This is a genomic window from Mailhella massiliensis (assembly GCF_020741395.1).
Lineage (GTDB): Bacteria > Desulfobacterota > Desulfovibrionia > Desulfovibrionales > Desulfovibrionaceae > Mailhella > Mailhella massiliensis_A.
Genome location: NZ_DYZA01000059.1, coordinates 1 through 21,882 on the forward strand (window position 1 = coordinate 1; position 21,882 = coordinate 21,882).

Sequence of the window (21,882 nt, forward strand, 5' to 3'; positions counted from 1 at the left end):
GGAAATTAATGATATAACACATCTTTTTTTTCAAAGAAGCTTTTTCCCATGCTTCGATACTGATGAGAACTATTCCAAATTTCAGATATATTTTTACCTCTTGGAACACCGTATATATACGGTGTTTTCACTTTGCCATTGACCAGTATTACATGTCAATGTCTGAAATTGATCTTCTCTTTGCCAAAAAACTGAAACAGTTGCGCCATGCCAGGAAACTGACACAGGAAGAACTCGCCCAGCGAGCAGGCATTGACTATAAGTATCTGCAAAAACTGGAAGGAAGAACCCCTTCCTCCCCAACCCTCTCCACGCTGGAAAAGCTGGCGAAAGGGCTTGATATATCGCTGACGGAACTGGTAGCCCTCCTTGATGAAAACAGGTACGGCCGCCCCAGAGAACTGTCCTGAAGCAGTTTCCCGGCGTCCGGCCGGATCAGCGCAACAAGGCCCGGAGCTTCCCCTGCGACCTCTGCCGCAAAAGGCGGAACACGGCGTCCCTCTTCCAGAATGCAGTGCCCTGGAAAAACACGTCCCTCTCCTCCCGACCCCGATTCCCGCAACACTCCTGCGCACCACCTGAGATATCGCTGTTCTCCGAGGCTTCCTGTCCCCGCTTGGTACGGGCTCACACCGAACATTCCGCACGTCCAGGAAAACAAGCTCAGGGAAAACCCCTTCCCCGGAGCCTCCGGCCGGGCTTACGGAGTCGGGAGAGTAAAAAAGAAAATGCTCGCCCGCGCATCCTTTCCCCGCAGGAAAGAAAAACAGCCTCTCCGCAAGGGGGCCGTGCTTTTCTCCCGGCATGGATGAGGATAGAATGGCACATCATGCCGGGAGGCGGATATGGAACAACACTCTCTTTTCCAGCAGGAAGGCGCACCCCCCCTGGCCGCAAGGCTCAGGCCCCGCTCTCTGGAGGAATTTTTCGGGCAGGAACACCTTCTCGGCAAGGGCAAGGTACTGCGCAATCTCATCGAATCCGACAATGTATCCTCCATGATTTTCTGGGGACCTCCGGGTGTGGGCAAAACCACCCTCGCCCGTATCATCGCCGGGCACACCAAGTCCTCTTTCATCGACTTTTCCGCCGTGACCAGCGGTATCAAGGAAATACGCGCCGTCATGCAGCAGGCGGAAAAAAACCGCCTGTACGGGGGACGGACCATCGTTTTCGTAGACGAGATACACCGCTTCAACAAGGCCCAGCAGGATGCCTTCCTGCCCTTTGTGGAAAAAGGAAGCATCATTCTTATCGGTGCGACCACGGAAAATCCCTCCTTTGAGGTGAACGGCGCCCTGCTTTCCCGCTGCAAGGTTTTCGTGCTGCACCCCCTTTCCCCGGAAGATATCGTCGCGCTCCTTTCCCGCGCCCTGAGCGACCCGCGCGGCCTCGGCGGGCAGCACATTGAAGTGGAGGAAGGCGTACTTGAGCACATCGCCCTTTTTTCCAACGGGGATGCACGCGCCGCCCTCACCACGCTGGAAATGGCGGCCCTCAACGGAGAGACGGAAGAGGAACGCACCTTCATCAGCAAAGAAATTCTGGAACAATGCACCTCGCGCAAATCGCTCCTGTACGATAAGCAGGGTGAAGAGCACTACAACCTCATTTCAGCCCTGCATAAATCCATGCGCAATTCCGACCCGGATGCGGCGGTGTACTGGCTGGCCCGCATGCTGGAAGCCGGGGAAGACCCTCTGTACATCGCCCGCCGCATCACGCGCTTTGCCAGCGAAGATATCGGCCTTGCCGATCCCCACGCCCTGGGCGTCACCATAGACGCCTATCAGGCCTGTCATTTTCTGGGCATGCCCGAATGTGCCGTGCACCTCACCCAGGCCGTGGTGTACCTTTCCGTCGCCCCCAAATCCAACAGCATCGACAGGGCCTACGCCCTTGCCCGCAAGGACGCTCTTTCCATGCTGGATGAACCTGTGCCCCTGGCTCTGCGCAATGCACCGACTAAACTCATGAAGGAACTTGACTACGGCAAAGGCTATCAATTCGCCCACCATACGAAAGAAAGGCTCACCAACATGCCATGTCTGCCCGATTCCCTGCTCGGCAGAGAATACTACCACCCCACGGAGCAAGGCCTGGAAGCCCGCTTCAAAAACAGGCTGGAGCAGATCAAAGCATGGAAAAAGGAGCATGACGACAAAGGATGAAACGCCCTCCCCTCGTACTCTTCATCCTTCGGAAAGGGCGTCATGAGGAGTATATAAGTTTTATCAGTATAACTTTATTTGACATATAATATACTTTCTCTTATTTTATACAGGCCCCTTTCCCCTCCACCACAGGAATGTCGCTTGAGCATTTCATCCTCTCTATCTCAGACAGGCTCCGTGCCCGGCCCTTCCCTGGGAGGTCTGCCCTCGCGGAGCGAGATCTTCCGCCTCACCCTGCCGCAGATGGGACTCATGCTCTGCCACCTCGTCATTTCCATGACCGACGTATGGGCGGCGGGACAACTCGGGCCGGACGTGCAGGCCTCCACCGGCGTAGTAGCACAGATCTTTGCCCTGCTCATGCTCATCACATCCTTCATCGCCAGCGGCTGCCTGACCTCGGTGAGCCAGTCACTAGGGGCGGGCCTCACGCTGCGAGCCGACCGCTATGCCGGGCTCATCATCATGCTTTCCGCAGCCATGGGCACGGCCGTGGCCGTGCTTGCCCTGCTTTTTGAGCCGCTTATTTTTACGGCCATGCGCGTTTCCGGGGAGCTTCGCCCCGTACTTTCCACCTTTTTCACCGCCTACTGCTGCCAGCTGCCTTTCTACTATGTGCTCATCATGGTGAATTCCATTTTCCGGGCCCATAAAAAAGTGCTTCTCCCCCTGCTCACCCTTCTTGTCATGGCCCTAAGCAACATTGTGGGGGATCTCGGCTTCGGGCTCGGCCGTTTCGGCCTGTCCAGCTTCGGCGCGGCAGGCATAGCGTGGACCACCTTTGCCTGTGCGCTGCTCGGCCTTACATGCAATCTCATGCTTGCGCGACGCTACGGCCTGCTGCGCCGAAGTACCTTTGCCCCGTGGAGGTGGAATCGACGAGCCATGCCCTACCTCTTCAAGGTAGGCATGCCTTCGGCGGCAGGGCATATCATCTCACAGATGGGGAATCTCGCGACCCTTGCCATCATCGGTCTTCTGCCGGAAAGCACCAGCATACTCGCGGGCATGAGCGTGGGTGGCCGCGTACACGCCATGCTCATGTTCCCCCTGGGCGCGCTCTACATGTCCATGGCCGTTTTCTCAGGGCATCTTCTGGGCGGTGGCAGGCGGGAGAGCCTCTACGCCTTCGGCCTGAAAACGGCTGTATTCACGGGCCTAGCCCTCGTACCGCCCTCGCTCCTGCTCTGGATGCTGCGCGCCCCGGCTGCCGGGCTTTTCTCCCACGACCCCGCCGTGCTGGAACAAGCCGCTCTCTTTCTGTTTTTCTCCTGCATTTCCAGCCCGTTCGTCGGCATGACAGGCATGCTGAACAGTCTTTTCTCCGGCGCAGGAGCCACTATCCTTTCCTGCCGCGTGGGGGCGATCACCGGCTGGGCTATAAGTATCCCCCTGGCACTTCTTCTCGGCCTGGGGCTGGGCATGGGGGCCTTCGGTGTGTATGCTGCGGGTTTTGCCGGGCAGGCGGCCGCCTTCCTCTGGACGGTACGGCTCTTCCGTGGGAAGAAATGGCTTGAATATGGCCTGCGAAAGCGGCACACTGCCTGAAAGAGCGGAGGCATCATGACGGAATATTCCCCTGACGAACAGGAAGGCCGCACGGAAAGAAAAAACCTTTCCCCCGCGCTGGAAAACTATCTTGAAATCATCTTTCTGGAGGAAGCCAGGGAAGGTGCCGCAAGGGCAAGCTCCATTGCCGAGGCCGCCGGGGTGAGCCGCTCCACAGTGACCAGCACGCTCAAGGCGCTCAAGGCCATGGGGCTTGTGGAATACGAACCCTACAGCCTCATCCACCTTACGGAAGAAGGGCGCAACATAGGCCGCGATATCACCCACAGGCATATCATTTTCCGTGAGTTTTTCCTTCAGGTTCTCCAGCTCGACGAAAAACAGGCCGACGCTGTGGCCTGCGAGCTGGAACATGTGGTGCCGCCCCACGTCATCCGCCGATGGGGGCAGTTCGTCCTGTACCTGCGCACCAGGGACTTCTGGAAAAACTGGCAGAGCGAATATCAGAGCGAGCGCAAAAAACTCATCGGCACCATGGAAAAGACCTTCAGGAATATGGGCTCTCTCGATAATCAGGAAGAAGTGCGGGAACTGGCGAGAAAGTACCGCTGAACCGCCCTATCCTCTTCCGCCGGGCAAAAAGCACGCGCATCTTCCGTTCCCCGGCCCCGGCGCAAAAAACGCAGACGGAACAGCGCGGCCCCAAAAAACACGGAAAAAGGCCGCGCGCGTGACGCACGGCCCTTTTTACAGGCGCATGGCTCAAAGGTATGGCCCGGCAATCAATGAAAACTCACCTCAGCCAATCCCCGGCAGGCCGTCCGAGCTCTTCCCTCCCGCGCAGCATGACGTCGCCTCGGGCCATGCCCGAACAGGGGCCGCGCGGCCTCCGCGCTCTCAGCGGTCCGTCAGGCGGTAATGTACGGGAATGAGCACCTTGAGGGCGCCGGAAGATCCTACGTCAAGCCCCACCAGCTTTTCTCCCAGCCTCTTTGCCGCGGCATCCAGGACGGACCGGCCGGAAACCTTTGCCAGTGTACAGGAGACGACTCGCCCGTCTCCCCCCACCTGCACCATGAGCGTGCAGGTGCCTTCCGCCCCGCTGCGGCGGCCCTGCCGTGGATAGCGCTTATGCTTTTCCACGGCCTGCAAAAGCACGGCGAGAACCTCGCTTTCACGGCCCTTTTCCGCCTTTTCCATGCCTGACGCCCCGGGCATGGACATGGAGGAGCTTCCCGCAGGAGACTGTGCGACGGCTTCCGAAGAAACCTCTGTGCCTGCCTTTTCCCGAACCTTGGCCTTTTTCATGGTTTTTTGCGGCACGGGTTTTGGCTTCACCTCGGGCTTCGGCCGGGGAGCGGGCTTCACCTCGGGCTTCGGCTCAGGTTCGGAAACGGTTTTAACTTCCGGCTTCGGTTCAGGCTTCACCGGTTCCGGCTTTTTCTCCGCCACGGGCTCGGGCTCTTCGGAAACGAGGAAGTCCGACTCCTGCGTCATTATCTTCTCCATGTCCGGCTTTTCCGGCTTCGGTTCCGGTACAACACGAAACTGGGCCTGCATCATGAATATCCTGCGCGTTTCAACGGAGGGGAGGCTGAGCGTGCGTTCCGCATGAAGAAACATGACGGCAACGGTCAACAGGCTCATCATGCCGAACATGCCGAAGACGGCCATGTTCCGGCTTCTGCGCCGCTCCTGCGTTCCGTAGAGCATACGCATGGGGCAACGGAGCGCGCTACTCATCTCCGCCCGGCTGAGTGCTGATGACAAAACGGCCTCCCTTCCTCACTTTGGCGATATCCACCACGTCCACAAATGCCTCGAAAGGTGCCTTCTGATCGACATACAGATTGAGCAACGCCTCCGGCCGTTCCGCAAGGACGGCGTCCACTTCCGATTTGTCTATCTGCCGACCTTCATAATGAAGGCTTCCGTCGGCCTTGATGGAGATGATCTGTTCGCGCTTTCCGGTGGAAACTTCCGACTCCTGAGAGGCGGGCAGAACGATATCCAGCACCGGGCGACTGAAGGTTGTCGTCATGATGAAGAAAATAAGCAGCATAAAAATGGTGTCGATGAGCGGAGTGAGGTCTATGCTCGGTTCTTCTTCCAGTCCGAAATTAAACATCGTCATTCTCTCCATGATGCCCACCTCTTTTTCTCCTCTGGCAGAATTCCAGAGCGCGATAGCTGTATTCCACCACTTCTATATGGAAGCCTTTGAATCGCAGCATAAGAAAATAATAGACCATGAGCGCGGGTATGGCCACGCAAAGCCCCATGATGGTGGTGATGAGCGCCTCCCAGATACCTGTAGCCAGCATGGCCGTATCGGGTGCGGCGTTCTCGCCTATGGTACGAAACACCGTCACCATGCCGAGAATGGTGCCGAGCAGGCCCAGCAGGGGCGAAAGCACGGAAATGAGCCTGAGATAACAGATTTCGCGGGTGAGCTGCTCGAAATTGCGATGAAAGAGGTAGGCGATTTCGGCGCGTATGTCTTCCGAATGGCCGGCATGCGTCTGCACTATGTCACGCACGATGCAGATAAGCGGGTTGTCGCCCTGATAGTCCATGCACTCGCCGGAAGCATCCTCCTTCTCCAGTTCAGGGAAAGTCCTGCGAAAATCCCGCCAGACAAGAAAAAGAAACATATAGCTTTTCAGCGCGAGGTACACACCCGCGCAGGCCACCAGCGCCAGCACTACGCCCGCCGGTCCTATGGTCGCGTATATTTCTGCCCAGTTCATCTGCTCTCCTCCATGCCCTCTACTGTCCCAGGGGAACATGGGTAACTTGCTTATAAGGCCCGAAGGCGCTTCCCGCGCCGGGCCAACAGCCCGGCGCTCAGCAACTATTTCAGGTTTTCCATAATATTGAGGAAAAATTCCTGCGCACGGCGACAGTCCTCGTCATCGGGATGTTTTGCAGCCTCTTCGATGCGGGCCCGGCGCTCCGGCGTCATGGGATGCACGTTGCCCGCCATATTCGCCATGGCTTCCAGCACCCTTGGGTCGATTTTCCCCTGGCAGAGCCAGGAACCGTACACCCTGTTGCCCCGGGCGGGCTCAAGGGCCATGGCCTCGCACTTTTTCATGCACTCCTTCGCATGGTCGGAATCGGGCCAGGCGCCCAGCGTGCCGAAGAATGCCAGGGGGGCGTTTTCCATACCCGCAAGCCATGTGCGGGCCCTGCCGTCGGGCATGCCCTTGTCCACCCAGTAGCCCAGAATCACAAGGCCATACCCTTCTACGGAGGCAGGCGCCTCTTCCACGGGCATGATATCGCAGCCCGGCAGCACGGAGGCCACGGCCTGCGCCACCTTTTTCGTGTTGCCGGTAAGAGAAGAATAGACAATCAGTGTTTTCATGAATCGTCTCCTGACAGAAAATAATCGGAAGAAACTTTCACTTTTCTATGAAGCGGGGGCCGTACGTCATGCCGCAAGATCTTTTCTGAGCCTCAGAAAGGCTTCCTTCACGGAAGGAATAATGACGTGCTTCTCACGCCCCGCGTAAATGGAGAAGACCACCCGGCCCTCCCCGTTGAAGAACTGTACCGAGTGGCTCTCCAGCCCCATGAATGGCAAGGAAAGAAAAGCGATATCCGCTATGGCGTCGGCCTTGATATGCCCGCCGAGGGCACCTTCCCCCATGATGTTGTAGTAGCCGTGCCCCGTTTTCCCTACGGGGATGCGACACGCTATCTCAATGACGTGGCCTTCGTGCTGCATGATGAAGGTGGCTTTTTCCCACTCCCCGAGCGATTCCCACACCCGTGTGAAGTTTTCCCCGTCCGTGAAGGCGCACATGCCTTCCGGCAAGGCCATGGCCACTTCCTTTTCCGTGGCCCCACATTCCCCGGCTAGGGAGGCAAGCATCCAAGGCTTCTTCTGCTCCAGAGCGGCGGCAACCTTCTCGGCGAGTGTTTCCTCATAATGGCAGCTGTTCACAGTGTTTCTCCTTCTTTTTCTTCGGCCTTCCACGCTTCCCCGGCCCGGGGCAGCGGCAGGCGCAACGCGCCTGTGCAGGAAAGCTTCATGAGTTCAAGGTCATGGGTAATCACCAGTACGCAGGCTCCCCGCTCCGCAAGAAGACGCAGGGCATGGGCTATGCGCAGCATGTTGCCGCCGTCCAGCCCGCTGGTGGGTTCATCCAGAATGAGTACATCCGGCCGCTTGGCAAAGGCGCAGGCAATGACGAGACGCTGCTTTTCCCCGCCGGAAAGGGACTGCGGATGCCTCCCGGCAAGGTCGGAAAGCCCGAAAAGCTCCAGAAGCTCCCGCACGGAAAAAAACTGTTCCGTGCCCGGCCGTCCGGCCTTTTCCAAGCGGCGGGCAAGCTCCAGACAGACGTCGAGCTCCTGCGTCACGGTCTTCATATGGAGCTGATGGTCGGCGTTCTGCAGCACGATACCCACGCGGCCGAGCAGCCCCTTCGGGGCAATACTCTCGCCGTCAAGAAAAAAACGCCCTTCCCCAGCCCTGTTCAGGCCGGTAAGCAGGCGCGCCAGCGTGGTCTTGCCCACGCCGTTTTCCCCTATGAGCGCCGTCACGCCCGGGCGGAGAAAGAAATCCGCGTGCCCGAACAGTTCCTTCTGCCCCTTGTAGGCAAAAGAAAGCCCTTCCACTCGCAACCCTCGTTCCTCCCCGGTCGCCTGAACCGCCCCTTCGGGGAATGCCGCATCGGGCAGGGAACGGCGCACGTCTTCCACACGGCAGTCACGCAGGCCGCAGCTTGCCCTCAGGCTTTCATCCTCCAGGAGGGCAAAGCTTCCCATGGCGCATATCTCGCCCTTTTTCATGACAATCACGCGGTCGGCCACGCCTTCCAGCCAGTACAGCCGGTGATCCACCACCAGAACGGCCATGCCGCCTTCCTTCAAGGCACGCAGGCGACAGGCCAGCTCCATGGTGGATTCCGGGTCGAGATTGGCCGTAGGTTCGTCGAGCACCAGAGCGCGCGGCTTTTGCGAAAGGATGGAGGCCAGGCCCACCTTCTGCTTCTGCCCTTCGGAAAGCTCGTGGATGGAGTGTCGAAGAACCGGCAGAAGGCCGAAGGATTCGGCGGCCCGACGCACCGTTTCCCGCGTCTCTTCCGGGGAAAGGCCGCGCCATTCGTGCACAAAGGCAAGTTCATCCTCCACGCCCAGGGCAAAAAACTGCTGCTCCGGGTCCTGAAACAGCGTTCCCACCCTGCGGGAAATATCCTTGAGCGGCATGGCAGAGGTATCCTTGCCGTCGATCAGCACCCTGCCCTTCAGCTCCCCCCGGAAATAGCCGGGGCAGAGGCCGTTGGCGAGGCGCATGAGCGTACTTTTGCCGCAGCCGCTCCGGCCGGAAACGAGCACGAGCTCCCCCGGGCGCACCTGAAGGTTGATCTCCCTGACGGCAGGCTCACGGGAAAAGGGATAGGTATAAGTCACGTCTTCAAAGCGTATCATAACTTCTCCGCATCTCTTCCGCTTCTTCAGCGCATGCCCGCGCTCTCGCCGCCCCACGTCACATGGCAGTACAGGGCGAGCGCGGCGACAATCACGGCCAGAAGCACAAGGGCCGTATCGCGCCCTGTCCAGGCTCCGCTTCGGAAGGGCACGAAGCGCCCGCCCGCCTCCAGCCCCTTGAGCTCGGCCGCGATACCCAGCTCTTCCGAGGTCCTCAGGGAGCGGAACAGAAGCGGGGTGAACAGAAGGCGCAGCATCATGAGCGGGTGGCGGAACATCTCGCCGAAGCTCAGGTTGTAGCCGCGTATTTTCAAAGTTTCCGCCACCTGTCTGATATCGTTCATGAACGTGGGAATGAAACGTATCATCACCGCTCCGGGGATATAGATACAGAAAGGCAGGCGCATACTTTTCAGGGCCGTGAGCAGCTCCTGTATGCGGCAGGTGAGCGCAAGGGGCAACACTACGTTCAGCATGACGGCCCCGCGCAGGAAGGGCACGGCAAGGCCCCTGAAGGTAAAGGGCATGGAAGGCACAAGGGCGGATATGCCGAAGGTGAACAGCGCGGCCATGCCCGCCATGACGGACAGGCCTGCATAGGCAATGAAGAGCGCGCGGTAGCGGCGCACGGAAAGGGTGTAAAGAAAAGACGCCAGGAAAAGCACACCCTGCCCCTCGAAGGAGGAGACGGCGACGGTCGCCGCCGAACAGAGCAGGGTAACGATCATGCGGGAACGCACGTCAAAAGCCGTGTCTGCCGTATCTCCCCGCCCTGCCTCCGCCCCCATGAGGCGCTTATTGATGGATGATGCCTGCATGACGCAGCTCCCTGACGGCTCTTACCCCGGAAAAAAGGCCGCCCACGGAGCCCAGGTAGCCTATGACGACAAAGGGCGCCGCCATGGCCATCATGGCCGGATTCTCGCGCATGAACAGCCACGACACCCCGAGGGACAAGACCTTGCTTACAATATCGAACACTGCCGCACCGAGTACGGCATTGCCCACGCCCGGGGAAGAACGGCCCGGCCACATGGCAACTTCCGCCGTAAGGGCTGCCAGAAACATGGCCGGAAGCAGCGTGACGCTCGCACCTAAAAGCAGCATGCTCACGATGATGCTGATCACGGTGAAAAGAAAAAGCGTGCCCGGCCTCCGCACCTTGCAGAGCATGACGACAAGGAGCGTGGTGAAGATAAGGTTCTTGCCCGCAAGACTTATGGGGTTCATGCCGCCGCCCGCAAGCGCCACCAGAAGCGTCGCCACCTTGGAGGCCGCGGCGAATACGCCTATGACCACCAGCTCCCGCGCGCTCCAGCCGGAAAAAATTCGTGTCATGTTCTCCCCCTTTCTCTTCAGGGAAAGCCCCTCTCCCGCGCCTCTGCGGCGGGGAGGGGCCGGGCCGGGGAGCTCCCGGCCGCATTTTCTCTCAGAACTTGTAGCTCAGCTTCACGTTGGCATGGAGGCCGGGTTCAAGAATGGCCGGGTTATACTGATAGCGCTTGTCGAAGATGTTCAGGACTTCCGCAAGCACGGAGAACTTCCTTTCCTTGCCGAAGTCAAAGCCCAGGGCGATATTGGCCGTGGTGAAGCCGCCGAGGTCGTAGTCACTTTCACCGCTGGAAGTGCGGTACACGGTTTCAGACTGGCTGCGGCCGTACACGTCGGCACGGAAGTCGACGTTTTCCGTAAGGGCCCTGGCGTAGCGCACGCCGTAGCGGCTCACCCATTCGGGAGTGGCGGTATCGTAGGTTTTCCAACCCGCGCCGTCGTCGTACTGGCGACGGATCCAGGTAAGCGTGGCATAGGGCGTGAAGTCGCCCCAGGCCGTAACGAACCTGTAACTTGCCGAGAACTCGGAACCGAAGGTCTTGGCGTCGGCCACGTTGGTGTAGGTGTAGACGCTGCTGCTGCCGGGCACGAGCACGGAGGCGATGTAGTCGTCGGCAAGGGAATAGAAGAAGGCCAGATCAAGGTTCAGGTCGCCGTGATTGTAGCGCGCGCCCACTTCAAAATTATTGGAAGTTTCGGGATCGAGGTTCGGGTTGCCGTAAATGGTGCCGCCGCCCATGGCCGTGCCGATATATTTTTCCGTGAGATTCGGCACGCGGAAGCCCTGCGCCCAGCTCGCGCGAAGGGCGAGGTCTTCTATACCCGTCCACACAAGACCCACGTTGAACACGGGCCGGGATTCCGTGTTGTCGCCGAGATCGGCGCCGCCGGAGCGTTCGCCGTTATAGTGCGACATGGCAATTTCCATCACCCTGTCGCCCATCATCATGCCCATGCCCGAGTAACCGGTCTTGTACTCGTCGCCGCGCGTGAGTTCCGTGCGCACATGGGTCCAGCGCACGCCGTAGGTGAGGGCCAGGTTGCCGGGAAGCTGACTTTCCATGGAGGCAAAGAGCGACTGATTGAGCTGATTGCCGTTGTAGAACTTGGTGGTGGTGTATTTGCCGATCATACCCGTGGAAGAGTCGCTGAAGGGCAGGAACATGTCCATATCGGTATGCCCTTCGGAGTCGAGCCTGTCGTAGTTCAGCTCATAGCCGGCGATGAGATAGTGATCCGCACCGAGCTGCCAGTCGGTCTGAAGGGATAGGCCCCGGCTGCGGATGATGTTGTGGGCGTAATTGTCCATGATGACGTGTCCCTCGCCTTGCATGACTACGGGGCGGCCTTGATAAGAATATGTTTCGCCTGTGTGCACAGCCTGGCCCACATAGTTGCGCATGTCCTTTTCGTTCTTCTGATAGTAGGCGTCGAAGCGCACGCGGGTCAGGTATTCGCTGATATCCCTGCCTTCCGCAAACATGTAATACTTGGTGCGCGACCACTTGGGTACTCTGACGAAGAAGCGGTCCCCGTCTGTATTGTTGTTCATGGCTGTGGAATTGAACGCCCCCTTGTAGTAGTCCATGCCTGCGCCCAGAGTGAAATGCTCGGAAAAATCGTAGCTCAGGAAGGCCGAGGCGTCGGTCTGGCGGAAATTCGTGTTGTCGAGCTCGCCCTCGGGCGTATGGATGTTGCCCTGGTCGGAATGGGAGCCGGACAGGCTGTACTTGAAGCCGTCGAGATTGCCGCGCACGGCCATGCCTTCGGAGAATCCCCGGGAAGCGCCGCTGAAGCCCGTCCAGATCTCGCCCTCCACGGTTTTTTCCCCGCCCTTCTTGGTGATGATGTTCACCACGCCGCCTATGGCGTCGGAACCGTAGAGCACCGAAGCCGGGCCTTTGATGACTTCGACGCGCTCAATGCGCGAGGCGTCGATGAGCATGGGAGAGCCGGACATGGACTTGTGCTCGGAAATTTTCTGCCCGTCGATGAGTACCAGGGTGCGGAAGGCGTCTTCCCCGCGGATGGAAACGCGTTTGAGTCCCTGCGAGCCGTCGTTCAGTATCTGCACGCCGGGCACGTCTTCCAGAAGCTCGCCCACGGTACGCGCTCCGGAACGGCTCACTTCTTCCGCGGTCATCACCGTCACGCTCATGGGAACCTGCTGCAACTCCTTTTCCACCCTCGTGGCGGTAACATACACATCCCCGGCTTTCACGGTGTCTTCCGCATGGGCGTACGGAACTCCAGACAGCATGCAGGCCAGTATGGCAAAAGAAGCTGCACACGTCATCGATCTCATCTTCATCATCCCTTCCTTTTCGTTGGTGCTTCCCTCTGGGAAACAAGGTTGTCTAAGGGTGCTCCTTTTCGTCGCGCCCCATGGCGGCGGCCTTTCCCTGCCCTTTCAGAAAAGCCGCCGCACGGCCTCACTTTCGTATGTTTTCCTCCAGCGTATGCTTGAGAAAATCCTGCAGGAGCTGGGAAAGGTTCACCTGCCAGAACTGCCCGGCAAGGGTAAGCTCCATCACGCCCTCCCTCATTTCCACAAGCCCCGCACGATTCCATTGCTCCAGAAGCGGAGAAAGCGCGGCGGAAACATCCAGCCCGAAACGCCGCTCAAGCTTCGGTATGTCTACCCAGCCCTGTTCCATGGCCGCGGCCACGGCACGAAAGAAATAAAAACGGGGATCGGGCCGCATAAGCATCATCACGGGCTTGCGGCCTTCGTTCACCAGCTCCTGCCACGTCTGATAGCTGTTCTGATTGAGGTAGAACCAGCCCGCGAGGTTGCCGCCCGCCCCCGGGCCGAAGGCAAGGCAGTTCGCGCTGCCCTTTACCTTGAGGTTGTACAGGTTGCGCTCCCGGCTGGTGCGCGCCCAGTGCGTAAGGGAAAGGCGGCGGTAAAATGCCTTCTGCAAGGCATCCACGGCAGCGGCAAACATGGCCGACTGCATGGGAATGTCGGCTGAAGGGGGAAGCCTGCCTTCCTTTATGGCCTTACCGAGGGGAGTCTGTCCGTAGACGTTGAGCTGGTAGCAGTCCATACCGTCCAGCTCGGCGGAACAGGCGGCGGCGATATCGTCCCGCCACACTTCCATGCTCTGCAAGGGAAAGCCGAAAATGAGGTCCACAATGACGGCGGCCTGATTGTAGCTCTTCAAAAGTTCCAGTCTTCGGAACACCTCCTCCCGCGAGGCGAGGCGGCCCATGGTTCTGCGGATCTGCGTATCGAAACTCTGCACCCCCAGGGAAAACCGGTTGGCTCCTCCGGCAAAGCACGCTTCCATCTTTTCCGGGCCGAAATTATGCAGGCGGCCCTCCACCGTAATCTCGCAGTCGTTGGCAAGAGGCAGATGCGCACGCACGGCCTTCAGGAGGCGCTCCAGATCTTCCGCTTCCAGAGCGGTAGGCGTGCCCCCGCCGAAGTATACGGCGTGCACGGGGCCCCCTTCCTGGGCCTGCCGCCCATCCCAGAGGCGAAGCTCCCTTATCAGCGTATCGGTATAGCGGGCGCTTTCCTCACGGCTGTATCCGCGGTTGTAAAAGCCGCAGTACAGGCAGTGCGTTTCGCAGAACGGCACATGGATGTAAGCCACGCTGTCGCCCCTGCGCGGAGTATCGAGAAGCGCCTCAAGGCAGCCTTCCCTTTCGGAAAGATCCACCATGCCCCCGCCCACGCCGGGATGCACCGCGATTTTCCCCTCAAACGCACGAGATAAAGGATCCACCCCTTCCCTGGCGAAATATTTGTTCAGATTCCAGTCTATTTCCTCCTTCCCGGAAGCGGCAAAGGCCATGCCGTTCATGCGCGGAGCTTCGGAATCCATCCTCTCCTCTCGGTTTTGTTCTGTGGCGGCGCTCATATCTTCCCCTTGAAGTTTTTCGGTGCGCACATAAAAGTTATACGAACCAAACTTTTTTCCGAGCATTACGGAAATTGAAATTCATTGTCAACTTAAAATTATTCGTTCTGATCTCTCCGCCGTTTAAAAACACCCATAAACGCCTGAAAGGAAGAGGCGAGCCGGGAGCCCGCCCCGTAACCGGAGAGACCAGCCCTTCTTGGCAAAACAATATCAACCATGACACGCGGATCCGCCTTCCTCCCACAGAAAGGTGGCATCCGCCCCGGTACGGAAAAAACGAAATTCCGTAGCGCTCAATAAAACAGAAAAAAAGACATGGCGCTCTAATGTATCATATTAATACATGTATAATTAATACATGTATTAAAAATATACATATATCGCTTTGTTACAGCACGCTTGCCATTTTTATGATAGTATATTTGTTTATGGCATGGCTTTTGCATGTGTTTTTTATCACATATCACCACTTTTCCGCAAGCGCACGGGCCGCATTGCTCTTTTCCGGGCATTAATGCCGCCGGAGTACGCGACACGACAAAAAGGCTTCCGACCACAGCCCCGAGGAATACTTTATGATAGAACAAAAAAACATTCTTTCCGCGTTTATTAAACTTCAGGAACTCGCCGGGTCAGGTGATCCCGTATGCGTCTGCGTCACCGACGAGCACGGTTTCATTCTCGGCTACACACAGATGGACGGCATGGGGTCGCGCTCCTTCACCATGGCCCGGGCCAAGGCCTACACCGCCGCCCGCATGGGGCAGCGTACGGCGGCTTTCCACGACCGACTTGTGCGGGAAAAGCTCACCCTTGCCGATTTCGGCGACGCTCTCATGACTTCCGTGCAGGGCGGCGTGCCCATCGCCGTCACCCTCGGCTTCTCGGCCATGGCGGCACTCTACAATTCGGAATTCCTGCACATCTCCACGCAGGCCCCCACCTGCTTCACCGCTCTCGATTCCTTCACCATCATGTCCATTTTCTTCTTCGTGGCTGCGGGCGTGTTCATGGGTACGGGCGGGCTTTCCAAGCAGCTCATCAACCTGGCCGATATCCTGGTGGGCAAGGCCGTGGGCGGCATGGCCCTCGCTACCGTAGTCACCTGCATGTTCTTCGCCGCCATCTGCGGTTCCGGCCCGGCCACCGTGGCGGCAATCGGCGCCATAACCATCCCGGCCATGGTGGAACGCGGCTACGACAAGCGCTTCGCCGCCGCCCTTGTAGCCTGCGCGGGCTCCATCGGCGTCATGATCCCGCCGAGCAACCCCATGGTGGTGTACGGCGTCATCGCCAAGGCCTCCATCGGCAAGCTCTTTTTAAGCGGCATCATCCCCGGCATCCTCGTGGGCGGCGTGCTCATGGGCTACAGCTATTACCTCAGCAAGAAAAACGGCTGGATGGGCAACCCCGAAAAGCTCACCACAAAGCAGGTTCTGCTTGCTGTCTGGGAAGCCAAGTGGGCGCTCATGGTCCCCGTCATCATTCTCGGCGGCATCTACGGCGGCTACATGACGCCTACCGAGGCCGCGGCCATCAGCGCCATGTACGGGCTGCTCGTAGGCGTCTTCGTGTACAAGGGCATCAACCGCCACAACTTCCTCAGCGTCTGCATCGAATGTTGCACCACCAGTTCCGTCATCATCTTCCTTATTGCCATGGCAAGCAGCTTCGGCTACCTGCTCGCCCTTGAACAGGTGCCCGAAAGCATCGCCAGGGCCATTCTCACCGTCACCAGCAACAAGTACCTCGTGCTTCTGCTCATCAACCTCTTCCTGCTGGTGGTGGGCGCGCTCATGGAACCGGCCGCTGCCACCATCATCCTCGCCCCCATCCTCGCTCCCATCGCAGCAAAGCTGGGCGTGGATCTCGTACATTTCGGCCTTGTCATGACTGTGAACCTTGCCATAGGATTCATTACCCCGCCCGTAGGCTCCAACCTCTTCGTAGCCAGCGCCACCAGCGGACTGAAGGTGGAATCCATCGCAAGGGCCGCCATACCCATGATCGTTCTCATGATCGCGGTGCTCTTCATCCTCACCTATGTCCCGTCCATTTCCCTCTTCCTGCCCAACCGTATGATGTAACCTTCTTTCAGGCCTCACCCGCGGGGCGTGACGACATAGCGCCCCGCCTTCTCCTCTCAACCGGCAGATCCCCTGCCTCTTTTACAGGAGTCTTGTATGAGCTGTTGCTGCGCTCTTTCCGCACAGGAAAAAATTCTTCAGGACAAGGCTGCGGGTAAGGACAACCCCAACCGTGCGAAGCACCGGAGGCTGTTCGATATCCTTGAAACCTTCGACGGCATGGCCCCCATCATCGACGCGGACCGCGCCCTGCTCTTCACCCGGTCCATGAAGGAGACCGAAGGCCAGCCCCTCACGCTGCGCTGGGCCAAGGCCCTCATGAACATTGCAAAGAACATCCCCGTGCATATCGACGACCGGCAGCTTCTGGCCGGGCGCTGCGGCACCACGGGCCGTTACGGCATACTCTACCCCGAGCTCGACGGCGACTTCATGGCCGACGCCCTTGAAATCCTGGCAAAGGCCGAGACGGCAGCGCCCATCAGCGTCTCTCCCGAAGTGGCGGCCGTAGTCCGCAATGAAATAACCCCGTACTGGAAGGGCAAGACCTTCCATGAAGATCTCAACCGCTCCCTGCCGCCGGAAGTACACCGCCTCGCCTACAACGATGAGCTCGGCATCAAGACCCGCTATGTGGTCAGCGAAAACGCATCGTTCCGTTCCAGCCAGCAGTGGGTGCTGGACTATGCCAAAGTCATCGACAGAGGCTTTGCAGGCATCAGGGCCGAAGCAGAGGAAAAGCTCGCTGCACTCGACCCGCTCAGCCCCATGGACACCTTGAAGAAACGCCCCTTCCTGGAAGCGGTCATCATCACCTGCGACGCCATTGTGCTGTGGGCGCATCGCCATGCGAACCTGGCTCGCTCCATGGCGGAAAAGGAAAAGGATCCGGTGCGCAGGCAGGAACTTCTGGATATCGCCGAGCGCTGCTCCCATGTACCGGAATTCCCTGCCCGCAACTTCCGCGAAGCGGTACAGGCCCAGTGGTTCGCCCAGATGTTCTCCCGCCTGGAACAGCGCACCGGCACCATCATTTCCAACGGCCGCATGGATCAGTACTTCTACCGCCTCTATAAGCAGGACGTGGAAGCAGGCATCCTCACCGACGACGACGTACTGGAAATGCTCGACTGCATGTGGGTGGGCATGGCCCAGTTCACCGACATTTCCCTCTTCCCCGGAGGGCTCGCCACCATGGAGGGGTATGCCCACTGGGAAGCCGTGACCATCGGCGGGCAGACCCGCGACGGCAAGGACGCCACCAACGAGCTGTCCTACCTCATTCTCAAATCGCGCCAGGCCTCCCCCATGCCTTATCCCGACCTCGCCACGCGCATCCACTCCCGCTCCCCCCAGCGCTTCCTGTGGGAAATCGCGGAAACCATTAAGATAGGCCAGGGCTACCCCAAACTCTTCAACGACGAGGAGATCATTCCCCTGCATCTGGCCAAGGGCGCTCCGCTGGGCGATATCTTCGACTACACGGCCTCCGGATGTGCGGAAATACGCATGCCCAACCGCGACACCATGACAAGCTCCTGCGGGCAGGTGAACCTGGGGGCCGCTCTGGAAATGGTGCTTCGCAACGGCCGCATGAAGAAGTACGGCGACGAAGTCATAGGCCTGGAAACCGGCGACCCACGCTCCTTCTCCGGCTGGGAGGAATTCTGGCAGGCCTATCTGAAACAGCAGGAACACCTGCTCGCCGCATCCTATGTGGAGCAATGCGTCATCCACCATACCCGCGCCCGTCATTTCGCCGGGCCGCTGGCTTCCTGCCTGCATGATCTGTGCATGGCCTCCTGCATGGACCTGCATACTGACGAAAAGATCCCCGGCGGCATAGACCTCGGCTTTGTAGATATCATCGGCTTCGCCACGCTGGTGGATTCGCTGAGCGCCGTGAAGAAATGCGTGTATGAAGATAAAACCGTCACCATGGACGAGCTTATCCGCGCCCTGAACGACGACTTCGAGGGGCACGAAGCCCTGCGCCTGCGCCTCACCCGCGCGCCGCGATTCGGCAACAACGACATGTATGCCGACTCCATCGGCCTCGCCGTGGATCGCTCCACCCAGGAATACTGCCACAAATATGCGCCGGAGACAGGGCTGCACATCGACATACGCACCGTGTCCGTCACGGCCAACGTGCCCCACGGCAAGGAAGTGGGCGCACTGCCCTGCGGGCGCAAGGCCTGGATGCCCTTCTCCGACGGCTCCTCCCCCGCGCAGGGCGCCGACCTCAACGGTCCCACTCAGTCCATCATCTCCAACTACAACACCAAGAACTGGGACTACAACGAACGCGCCGCGCGCCTTCTGAACATCAAGTTCTCGCCCAAATGCCTGGAAGGCGATATCGGTACGGAAAAGCTGGTGAGCTTCATCCGCGTCTTCTGCGACCTCAAGCTCTGGCACCTGCAGTTCAACGTCATCAACCGTGAAACGCTGCTCGCAGCGCAGGAAGCCCCCAAGCGCTACCGCAATCTCATCATCCGCATCGCGGGATACAGCGCCTATTTCACGGAACTGTCGCGCGATCTGCAGAACGACCTCATAAGCCGCACGGAACAGACCAGCATCTGACCGTCGGATAAAACGACAACACGCGGCCGCCCTCCCGGAACGACGGGAGGGCGGGCTTCCTTCCCCTTCTTCCCCGGAGAAAAACATGTACGCAGATGCCATGGAAAAGGGCGTCGTCTTCAATGTTCAAAAATACTCGGTGCACGACGGCCCGGGCATCCGCACCATCGTCTTTCTCAAGGGATGCCCTCTGCGCTGCCGCTGGTGCAGCAACCCGGAGTCGCAGCGTAACGCGCCGGACATTGCCTGGAACGACACGTCGTGCATAGGCTGCCTCTCCTGTGTCCATACCTGCCCGCAGAAAGCGCTTTCCCTCTCCCCCCGGGGTATTCTCAAGGATCACGAACGCTGCGTCGGCTGCCTCTCCTGCGTCCGGGCATGCCCTGCGGAGGCCATGTTCCTCTACGGCGGGGAAAGACGGGTAAAGGATATCCTCGACGACGTAGAGAAGGATTCGCTGTTCTACGCCCGCTCGGGCGGAGGGATCACCCTTTCCGGCGGGGAACCGCTTTTTCAGCCGCAGTTCGCCCTGGCACTTCTGAGGGAAGCAAAGGAGAGGCATATCCACAGAGCCATGGAAAGCTGCGCCTTCTGCCCGGAGGAAACCTTTCTCGAAGCGGCCGGACTGCTCAATTACCTCCTTGTCGACGTAAAATGCCCTGATGAGGAAAGGCACCGCCTCTTCACCGGGCAATCCAACAAGCGCATACTCTCCAACATCAGGGCGGCGCATCAGGCCTTCCCCGCTCTGCCCATCCATGTGCGCACCCCCGTGATCCCGGGCGTCAACGATACGGAAGAAGATATCGCCGCCATCGCATCCTTCGCCCGGGAGGCCGGCGCACAGGCCTACGAACTTCTGCCCTACCACAAGATGGGAGAATCCAAATACCGTTTCCTCGGCAAGGACTACCCCATGGGCGACGCGGCCCTGGACGAGGCGAAATTCAAACGGCTTCAGGCGCTGGCAGCCGGCATCATGCCCGCTTCGCCGAACCTTTCGGACTAAGAGCATCCCTCCGGCAACCTTCCTTCCCACCGCCGCTGGCGGTGTTCTTATCGTGCGCCCCGAGTGCGGGTGCAACCTTCCTCACCAGCTTTCTTTTTACCTCAAAAGGAGCACGACCATGCACTTTTCTCTGCTTCAGAATGTAAAAGTATTGGAAAAGATCGGAGCCCTCCGGCATCTTGGCGAACTGATGAAGGAAGCGGGATACAAGCATGCCCTTCTCGTCTGCGATGAAGGCATCGTCCGCATGGGCCTTGCCGGAAAAATTCAGGATATCCTCGCAGGCGAAGGCCTTGCCTGTACCCTGTACGACAAGGTACAGCCCGACCCGCCCGCCTTCCTGGTGGACGAAGGCGTAAAGCTCTGCCGCGCCGCCGGCTGCGACTGCGTCATCGCCGCCGGCGGCGGAAGCTCCATGGACACGGCAAAAGGCATCAACATTCTGCGCTTCAACGAAGGCCGAATTCTCGACTACGCAAAACCGGGAACGTCCATGATCCCCTCCCCGGGCCTCATCGCCATTCCCACCACCTCCGGCACGGGCAGCGAACTTTCCAACGGCCTTATCATTTCCGATACGGAACAGGGAATAAAAGCTCCTATCCTGGCGGTGGAAGGCATGAGCGAATACGCCGTCCTGGATCCGGAACTCACCTGCGGCATGCCCGCCGGACTGACGCTCATCACGGGCCTCGACGTATTCTCCCATGCCTGTGAATCCTATATGTCCGTCAATGCCACCACAACGACGGACATGATCTGTGAAAAAATCATGGAAGACGTGGCCACCTTCCTCCCCCGTGCGATGAAAAACGGCCATGATATCGAAGCCAGGGAACGTATGCTCGCCTGCGCCTCCGCCCATGTGGGGCACTCCATCGCTCATATCATAGGCGCGACCTGGCACATTCCCCACGGCAGGGCATGCGCCTTCAGCCTTCCGATCACGCTGGAATTCCTTGCGTCTACCTGCACTGAAAAAGTAAAAAAAGTCGGCATGATACTGGGAACATCCTTCTACGGCGGCGAGAGCGCGGAACAGATAGGGCAAAGGACGGCGAGAGCCTACAAGGATTTCTGTTCAGGACTCGGCATGACCGGCCCGGGTATGGAAAAGCCCGGTGAAGCCGAGATTGACGCCCTTGCCGAGGCTGTAGCCCATGACCCGCTCACTGTTTTGTGTCCTCTGCCCGTCACCAGAGAAAACATACTCCCCCTGCTCAAAAAAAGTTTCTGAGCCTGACTGCCCCTCAGCTCTGCTCCGGGAGCCGCGGCTGAATCTCCGGGGCGGAAAAGGAAGAAACACGGAAGAAAGAACTCCCGCCGCTACGGATAACTCCCCGGGCCTTCACTTGACACAATCCTGCTCTTCCCCTAGAAAAGCGGCAGGGGCGGTTAGCTCAGCTGGTAGAGTATCGGTCTTACACACCGACTGTCAGGGGTTCGAGTCCCTTACCGCCCACCATATTTGATTTTCCGAAGAAAAGCCGTGTTCTTACATGGCTTTTCGTTTTTAACAAACGATTTCTTTGAAAAATCCGCGTGTACCATACGTTTGTACTACCCGTGAATCCGTTTGAATCCGCCGGAACCGGCTTTTGAACCGTCAAAAATTCATTCATGCTTTTTTGGACGGCACCTTTTGGAGAAAACGTATGATGTACTTACAAAGACGACAAGGCGGCGTGTACTATTTCCGCATGGCCATACCCACCAGATTGACCGCCGCATACGGGCGCAAGGAAATCGTTTTTTCGTTGGGTACGAAAGACAAAGCAGACGCAAGATTAAAATCGTTGGAATATGTACAGAAGTACATGATAGAATTTCAAACGGGAAAAATTGATGATACAATTGTAGAAAAATTG

General features: G+C 58.6%; 19 protein-coding genes and 1 tRNA gene. 10 read left to right on the top strand and 10 right to left on the bottom strand.

Annotated elements, in window-relative coordinates:
* Positions 1 to 158 precede the first annotated feature (158 nt).
* The 4 genes from K8W16_RS03110 to K8W16_RS03125 all read left to right on the top strand — a co-directional run bounded on the left by K8W16_RS03110 (position 159) and on the right by K8W16_RS03125 (position 4,295).
* Entirely contained in the window at positions 159 to 410 is a 252-nt protein-coding gene (locus tag K8W16_RS03110) for a helix-turn-helix domain-containing protein (RefSeq protein WP_304121064.1), read from the top strand.
* Between the two features lie 435 nt (positions 411 to 845).
* Positions 846 to 2,171, top strand: a complete 1,326-nt coding sequence (locus tag K8W16_RS03115; RefSeq protein ID WP_304121066.1) for a replication-associated recombination protein A — start codon at positions 846 to 848, stop codon at positions 2,169 to 2,171.
* A gap of 144 nt (positions 2,172 to 2,315) precedes the next feature.
* Positions 2,316 to 3,722 carry an MATE family efflux transporter gene (locus tag K8W16_RS03120; RefSeq protein ID WP_304121068.1) on the top strand — a complete coding sequence of 469 codons (1,407 nt, stop codon included), beginning with the start codon at positions 2,316 to 2,318 and terminating at the stop codon, positions 3,720 to 3,722.
* 15 nt (positions 3,723 to 3,737) lie between these two features.
* Positions 3,738 to 4,295, top strand: a complete 558-nt coding sequence (locus K8W16_RS03125; protein WP_304121069.1) for a metal-dependent transcriptional regulator — start codon at positions 3,738 to 3,740, stop codon at positions 4,293 to 4,295.
* Positions 4,296 to 4,580: 285 nt separating this feature from the next.
* Here K8W16_RS03125 and K8W16_RS03130 read toward each other — a convergent pair whose 3' ends face one another.
* The 10 genes from K8W16_RS03130 to hutW all read right to left on the bottom strand — a co-directional run bounded on the left by K8W16_RS03130 (position 4,581) and on the right by hutW (position 14,326).
* The gene (locus K8W16_RS03130; RefSeq protein WP_304121071.1) at positions 4,581 to 5,426 is read right to left on the bottom strand and encodes an energy transducer TonB; all 846 of its coding nucleotides are present in this window, start codon (positions 5,424 to 5,426) and stop codon (positions 4,581 to 4,583) included.
* Positions 5,419 to 5,826 carry a biopolymer transporter ExbD gene (locus K8W16_RS03135; protein WP_304121073.1) on the bottom strand — a complete coding sequence of 136 codons (408 nt, stop codon included), beginning with the start codon at positions 5,824 to 5,826 and terminating at the stop codon, positions 5,419 to 5,421. Before K8W16_RS03135 ends, K8W16_RS03130 begins: the two co-directional genes overlap by 8 nt.
* Positions 5,804 to 6,433, bottom strand: a complete 630-nt coding sequence (locus K8W16_RS03140) for a MotA/TolQ/ExbB proton channel family protein (RefSeq protein WP_304121074.1) — start codon at positions 6,431 to 6,433, stop codon at positions 5,804 to 5,806. Before K8W16_RS03140 ends, K8W16_RS03135 begins: the two co-directional genes overlap by 23 nt.
* Before the next feature lie 104 nt (positions 6,434 to 6,537).
* Entirely contained in the window at positions 6,538 to 7,053 is a 516-nt protein-coding gene (locus tag K8W16_RS03145; RefSeq protein WP_304121076.1) for a flavodoxin family protein, read from the bottom strand.
* Between the two features lie 66 nt (positions 7,054 to 7,119).
* The gene (gene hutX / locus K8W16_RS03150) at positions 7,120 to 7,635 is read right to left on the bottom strand and encodes a heme utilization cystosolic carrier protein HutX (protein WP_304121078.1); all 516 of its coding nucleotides are present in this window, start codon (positions 7,633 to 7,635) and stop codon (positions 7,120 to 7,122) included.
* Positions 7,632 to 9,125: an ABC transporter ATP-binding protein gene (locus K8W16_RS03155; RefSeq protein ID WP_304121080.1), complete on the bottom strand. Its 1,494-nt coding sequence runs from the start codon at positions 9,123 to 9,125 to the stop codon at positions 7,632 to 7,634. The genes hutX and K8W16_RS03155 overlap by 4 nt, the downstream gene beginning before the upstream one ends.
* 26 nt (positions 9,126 to 9,151) lie before the next feature.
* The gene (locus tag K8W16_RS03160; RefSeq protein ID WP_304121082.1) at positions 9,152 to 9,943 is read right to left on the bottom strand and encodes an energy-coupling factor transporter transmembrane component T; all 792 of its coding nucleotides are present in this window, start codon (positions 9,941 to 9,943) and stop codon (positions 9,152 to 9,154) included.
* Positions 9,921 to 10,463 carry an MptD family putative ECF transporter S component gene (locus K8W16_RS03165; protein WP_304121084.1) on the bottom strand — a complete coding sequence of 181 codons (543 nt, stop codon included), beginning with the start codon at positions 10,461 to 10,463 and terminating at the stop codon, positions 9,921 to 9,923. Before K8W16_RS03165 ends, K8W16_RS03160 begins: the two co-directional genes overlap by 23 nt.
* A gap of 91 nt (positions 10,464 to 10,554) precedes the next feature.
* Entirely contained in the window at positions 10,555 to 12,768 is a 2,214-nt protein-coding gene (locus tag K8W16_RS03170) for a TonB-dependent siderophore receptor (RefSeq protein ID WP_304121086.1), read from the bottom strand.
* 121 nt (positions 12,769 to 12,889) lie between these two features.
* Positions 12,890 to 14,326, bottom strand: coding sequence for a heme anaerobic degradation radical SAM methyltransferase ChuW/HutW (gene hutW, locus K8W16_RS03175; RefSeq protein WP_304121088.1), 1,437 nt, complete (start codon positions 14,324 to 14,326; stop codon positions 12,890 to 12,892).
* 578 nt (positions 14,327 to 14,904) lie between these two features.
* Here hutW and K8W16_RS03180 point away from each other — a divergent pair.
* The 6 genes from K8W16_RS03180 to K8W16_RS03205 form a co-directional block, all read left to right on the top strand.
* Positions 14,905 to 16,416 (top strand): TRAP transporter large permease subunit, encoded by a 1,512-nt coding sequence (locus K8W16_RS03180; RefSeq protein WP_304121090.1) that lies wholly within the window; start codon positions 14,905 to 14,907, stop codon positions 16,414 to 16,416.
* Between the two features lie 96 nt (positions 16,417 to 16,512).
* Positions 16,513 to 19,005 (top strand): pyruvate formate lyase family protein, encoded by a 2,493-nt coding sequence (locus K8W16_RS03185; RefSeq protein ID WP_304121092.1) that lies wholly within the window; start codon positions 16,513 to 16,515, stop codon positions 19,003 to 19,005.
* A gap of 85 nt (positions 19,006 to 19,090) precedes the next feature.
* Complete coding sequence (locus tag K8W16_RS03190; protein WP_304121094.1) at positions 19,091 to 20,014, top strand: glycyl-radical enzyme activating protein; 924 nt, start codon at positions 19,091 to 19,093, stop codon at positions 20,012 to 20,014.
* 118 nt (positions 20,015 to 20,132) lie between these two features.
* Complete coding sequence (locus K8W16_RS03195; protein WP_304121095.1) at positions 20,133 to 21,251, top strand: iron-containing alcohol dehydrogenase; 1,119 nt, start codon at positions 20,133 to 20,135, stop codon at positions 21,249 to 21,251.
* A gap of 152 nt (positions 21,252 to 21,403) precedes the next feature.
* Positions 21,404 to 21,479: transfer RNA gene (locus K8W16_RS03200), tRNA-Val, on the top strand.
* 133 nt (positions 21,480 to 21,612) lie between these two features.
* Positions 21,613 to 21,882, top strand: a 270-nt coding sequence (locus K8W16_RS03205) for a DUF6538 domain-containing protein (RefSeq protein ID WP_304121097.1), incomplete at its 3' end; no start/stop codon positions are given.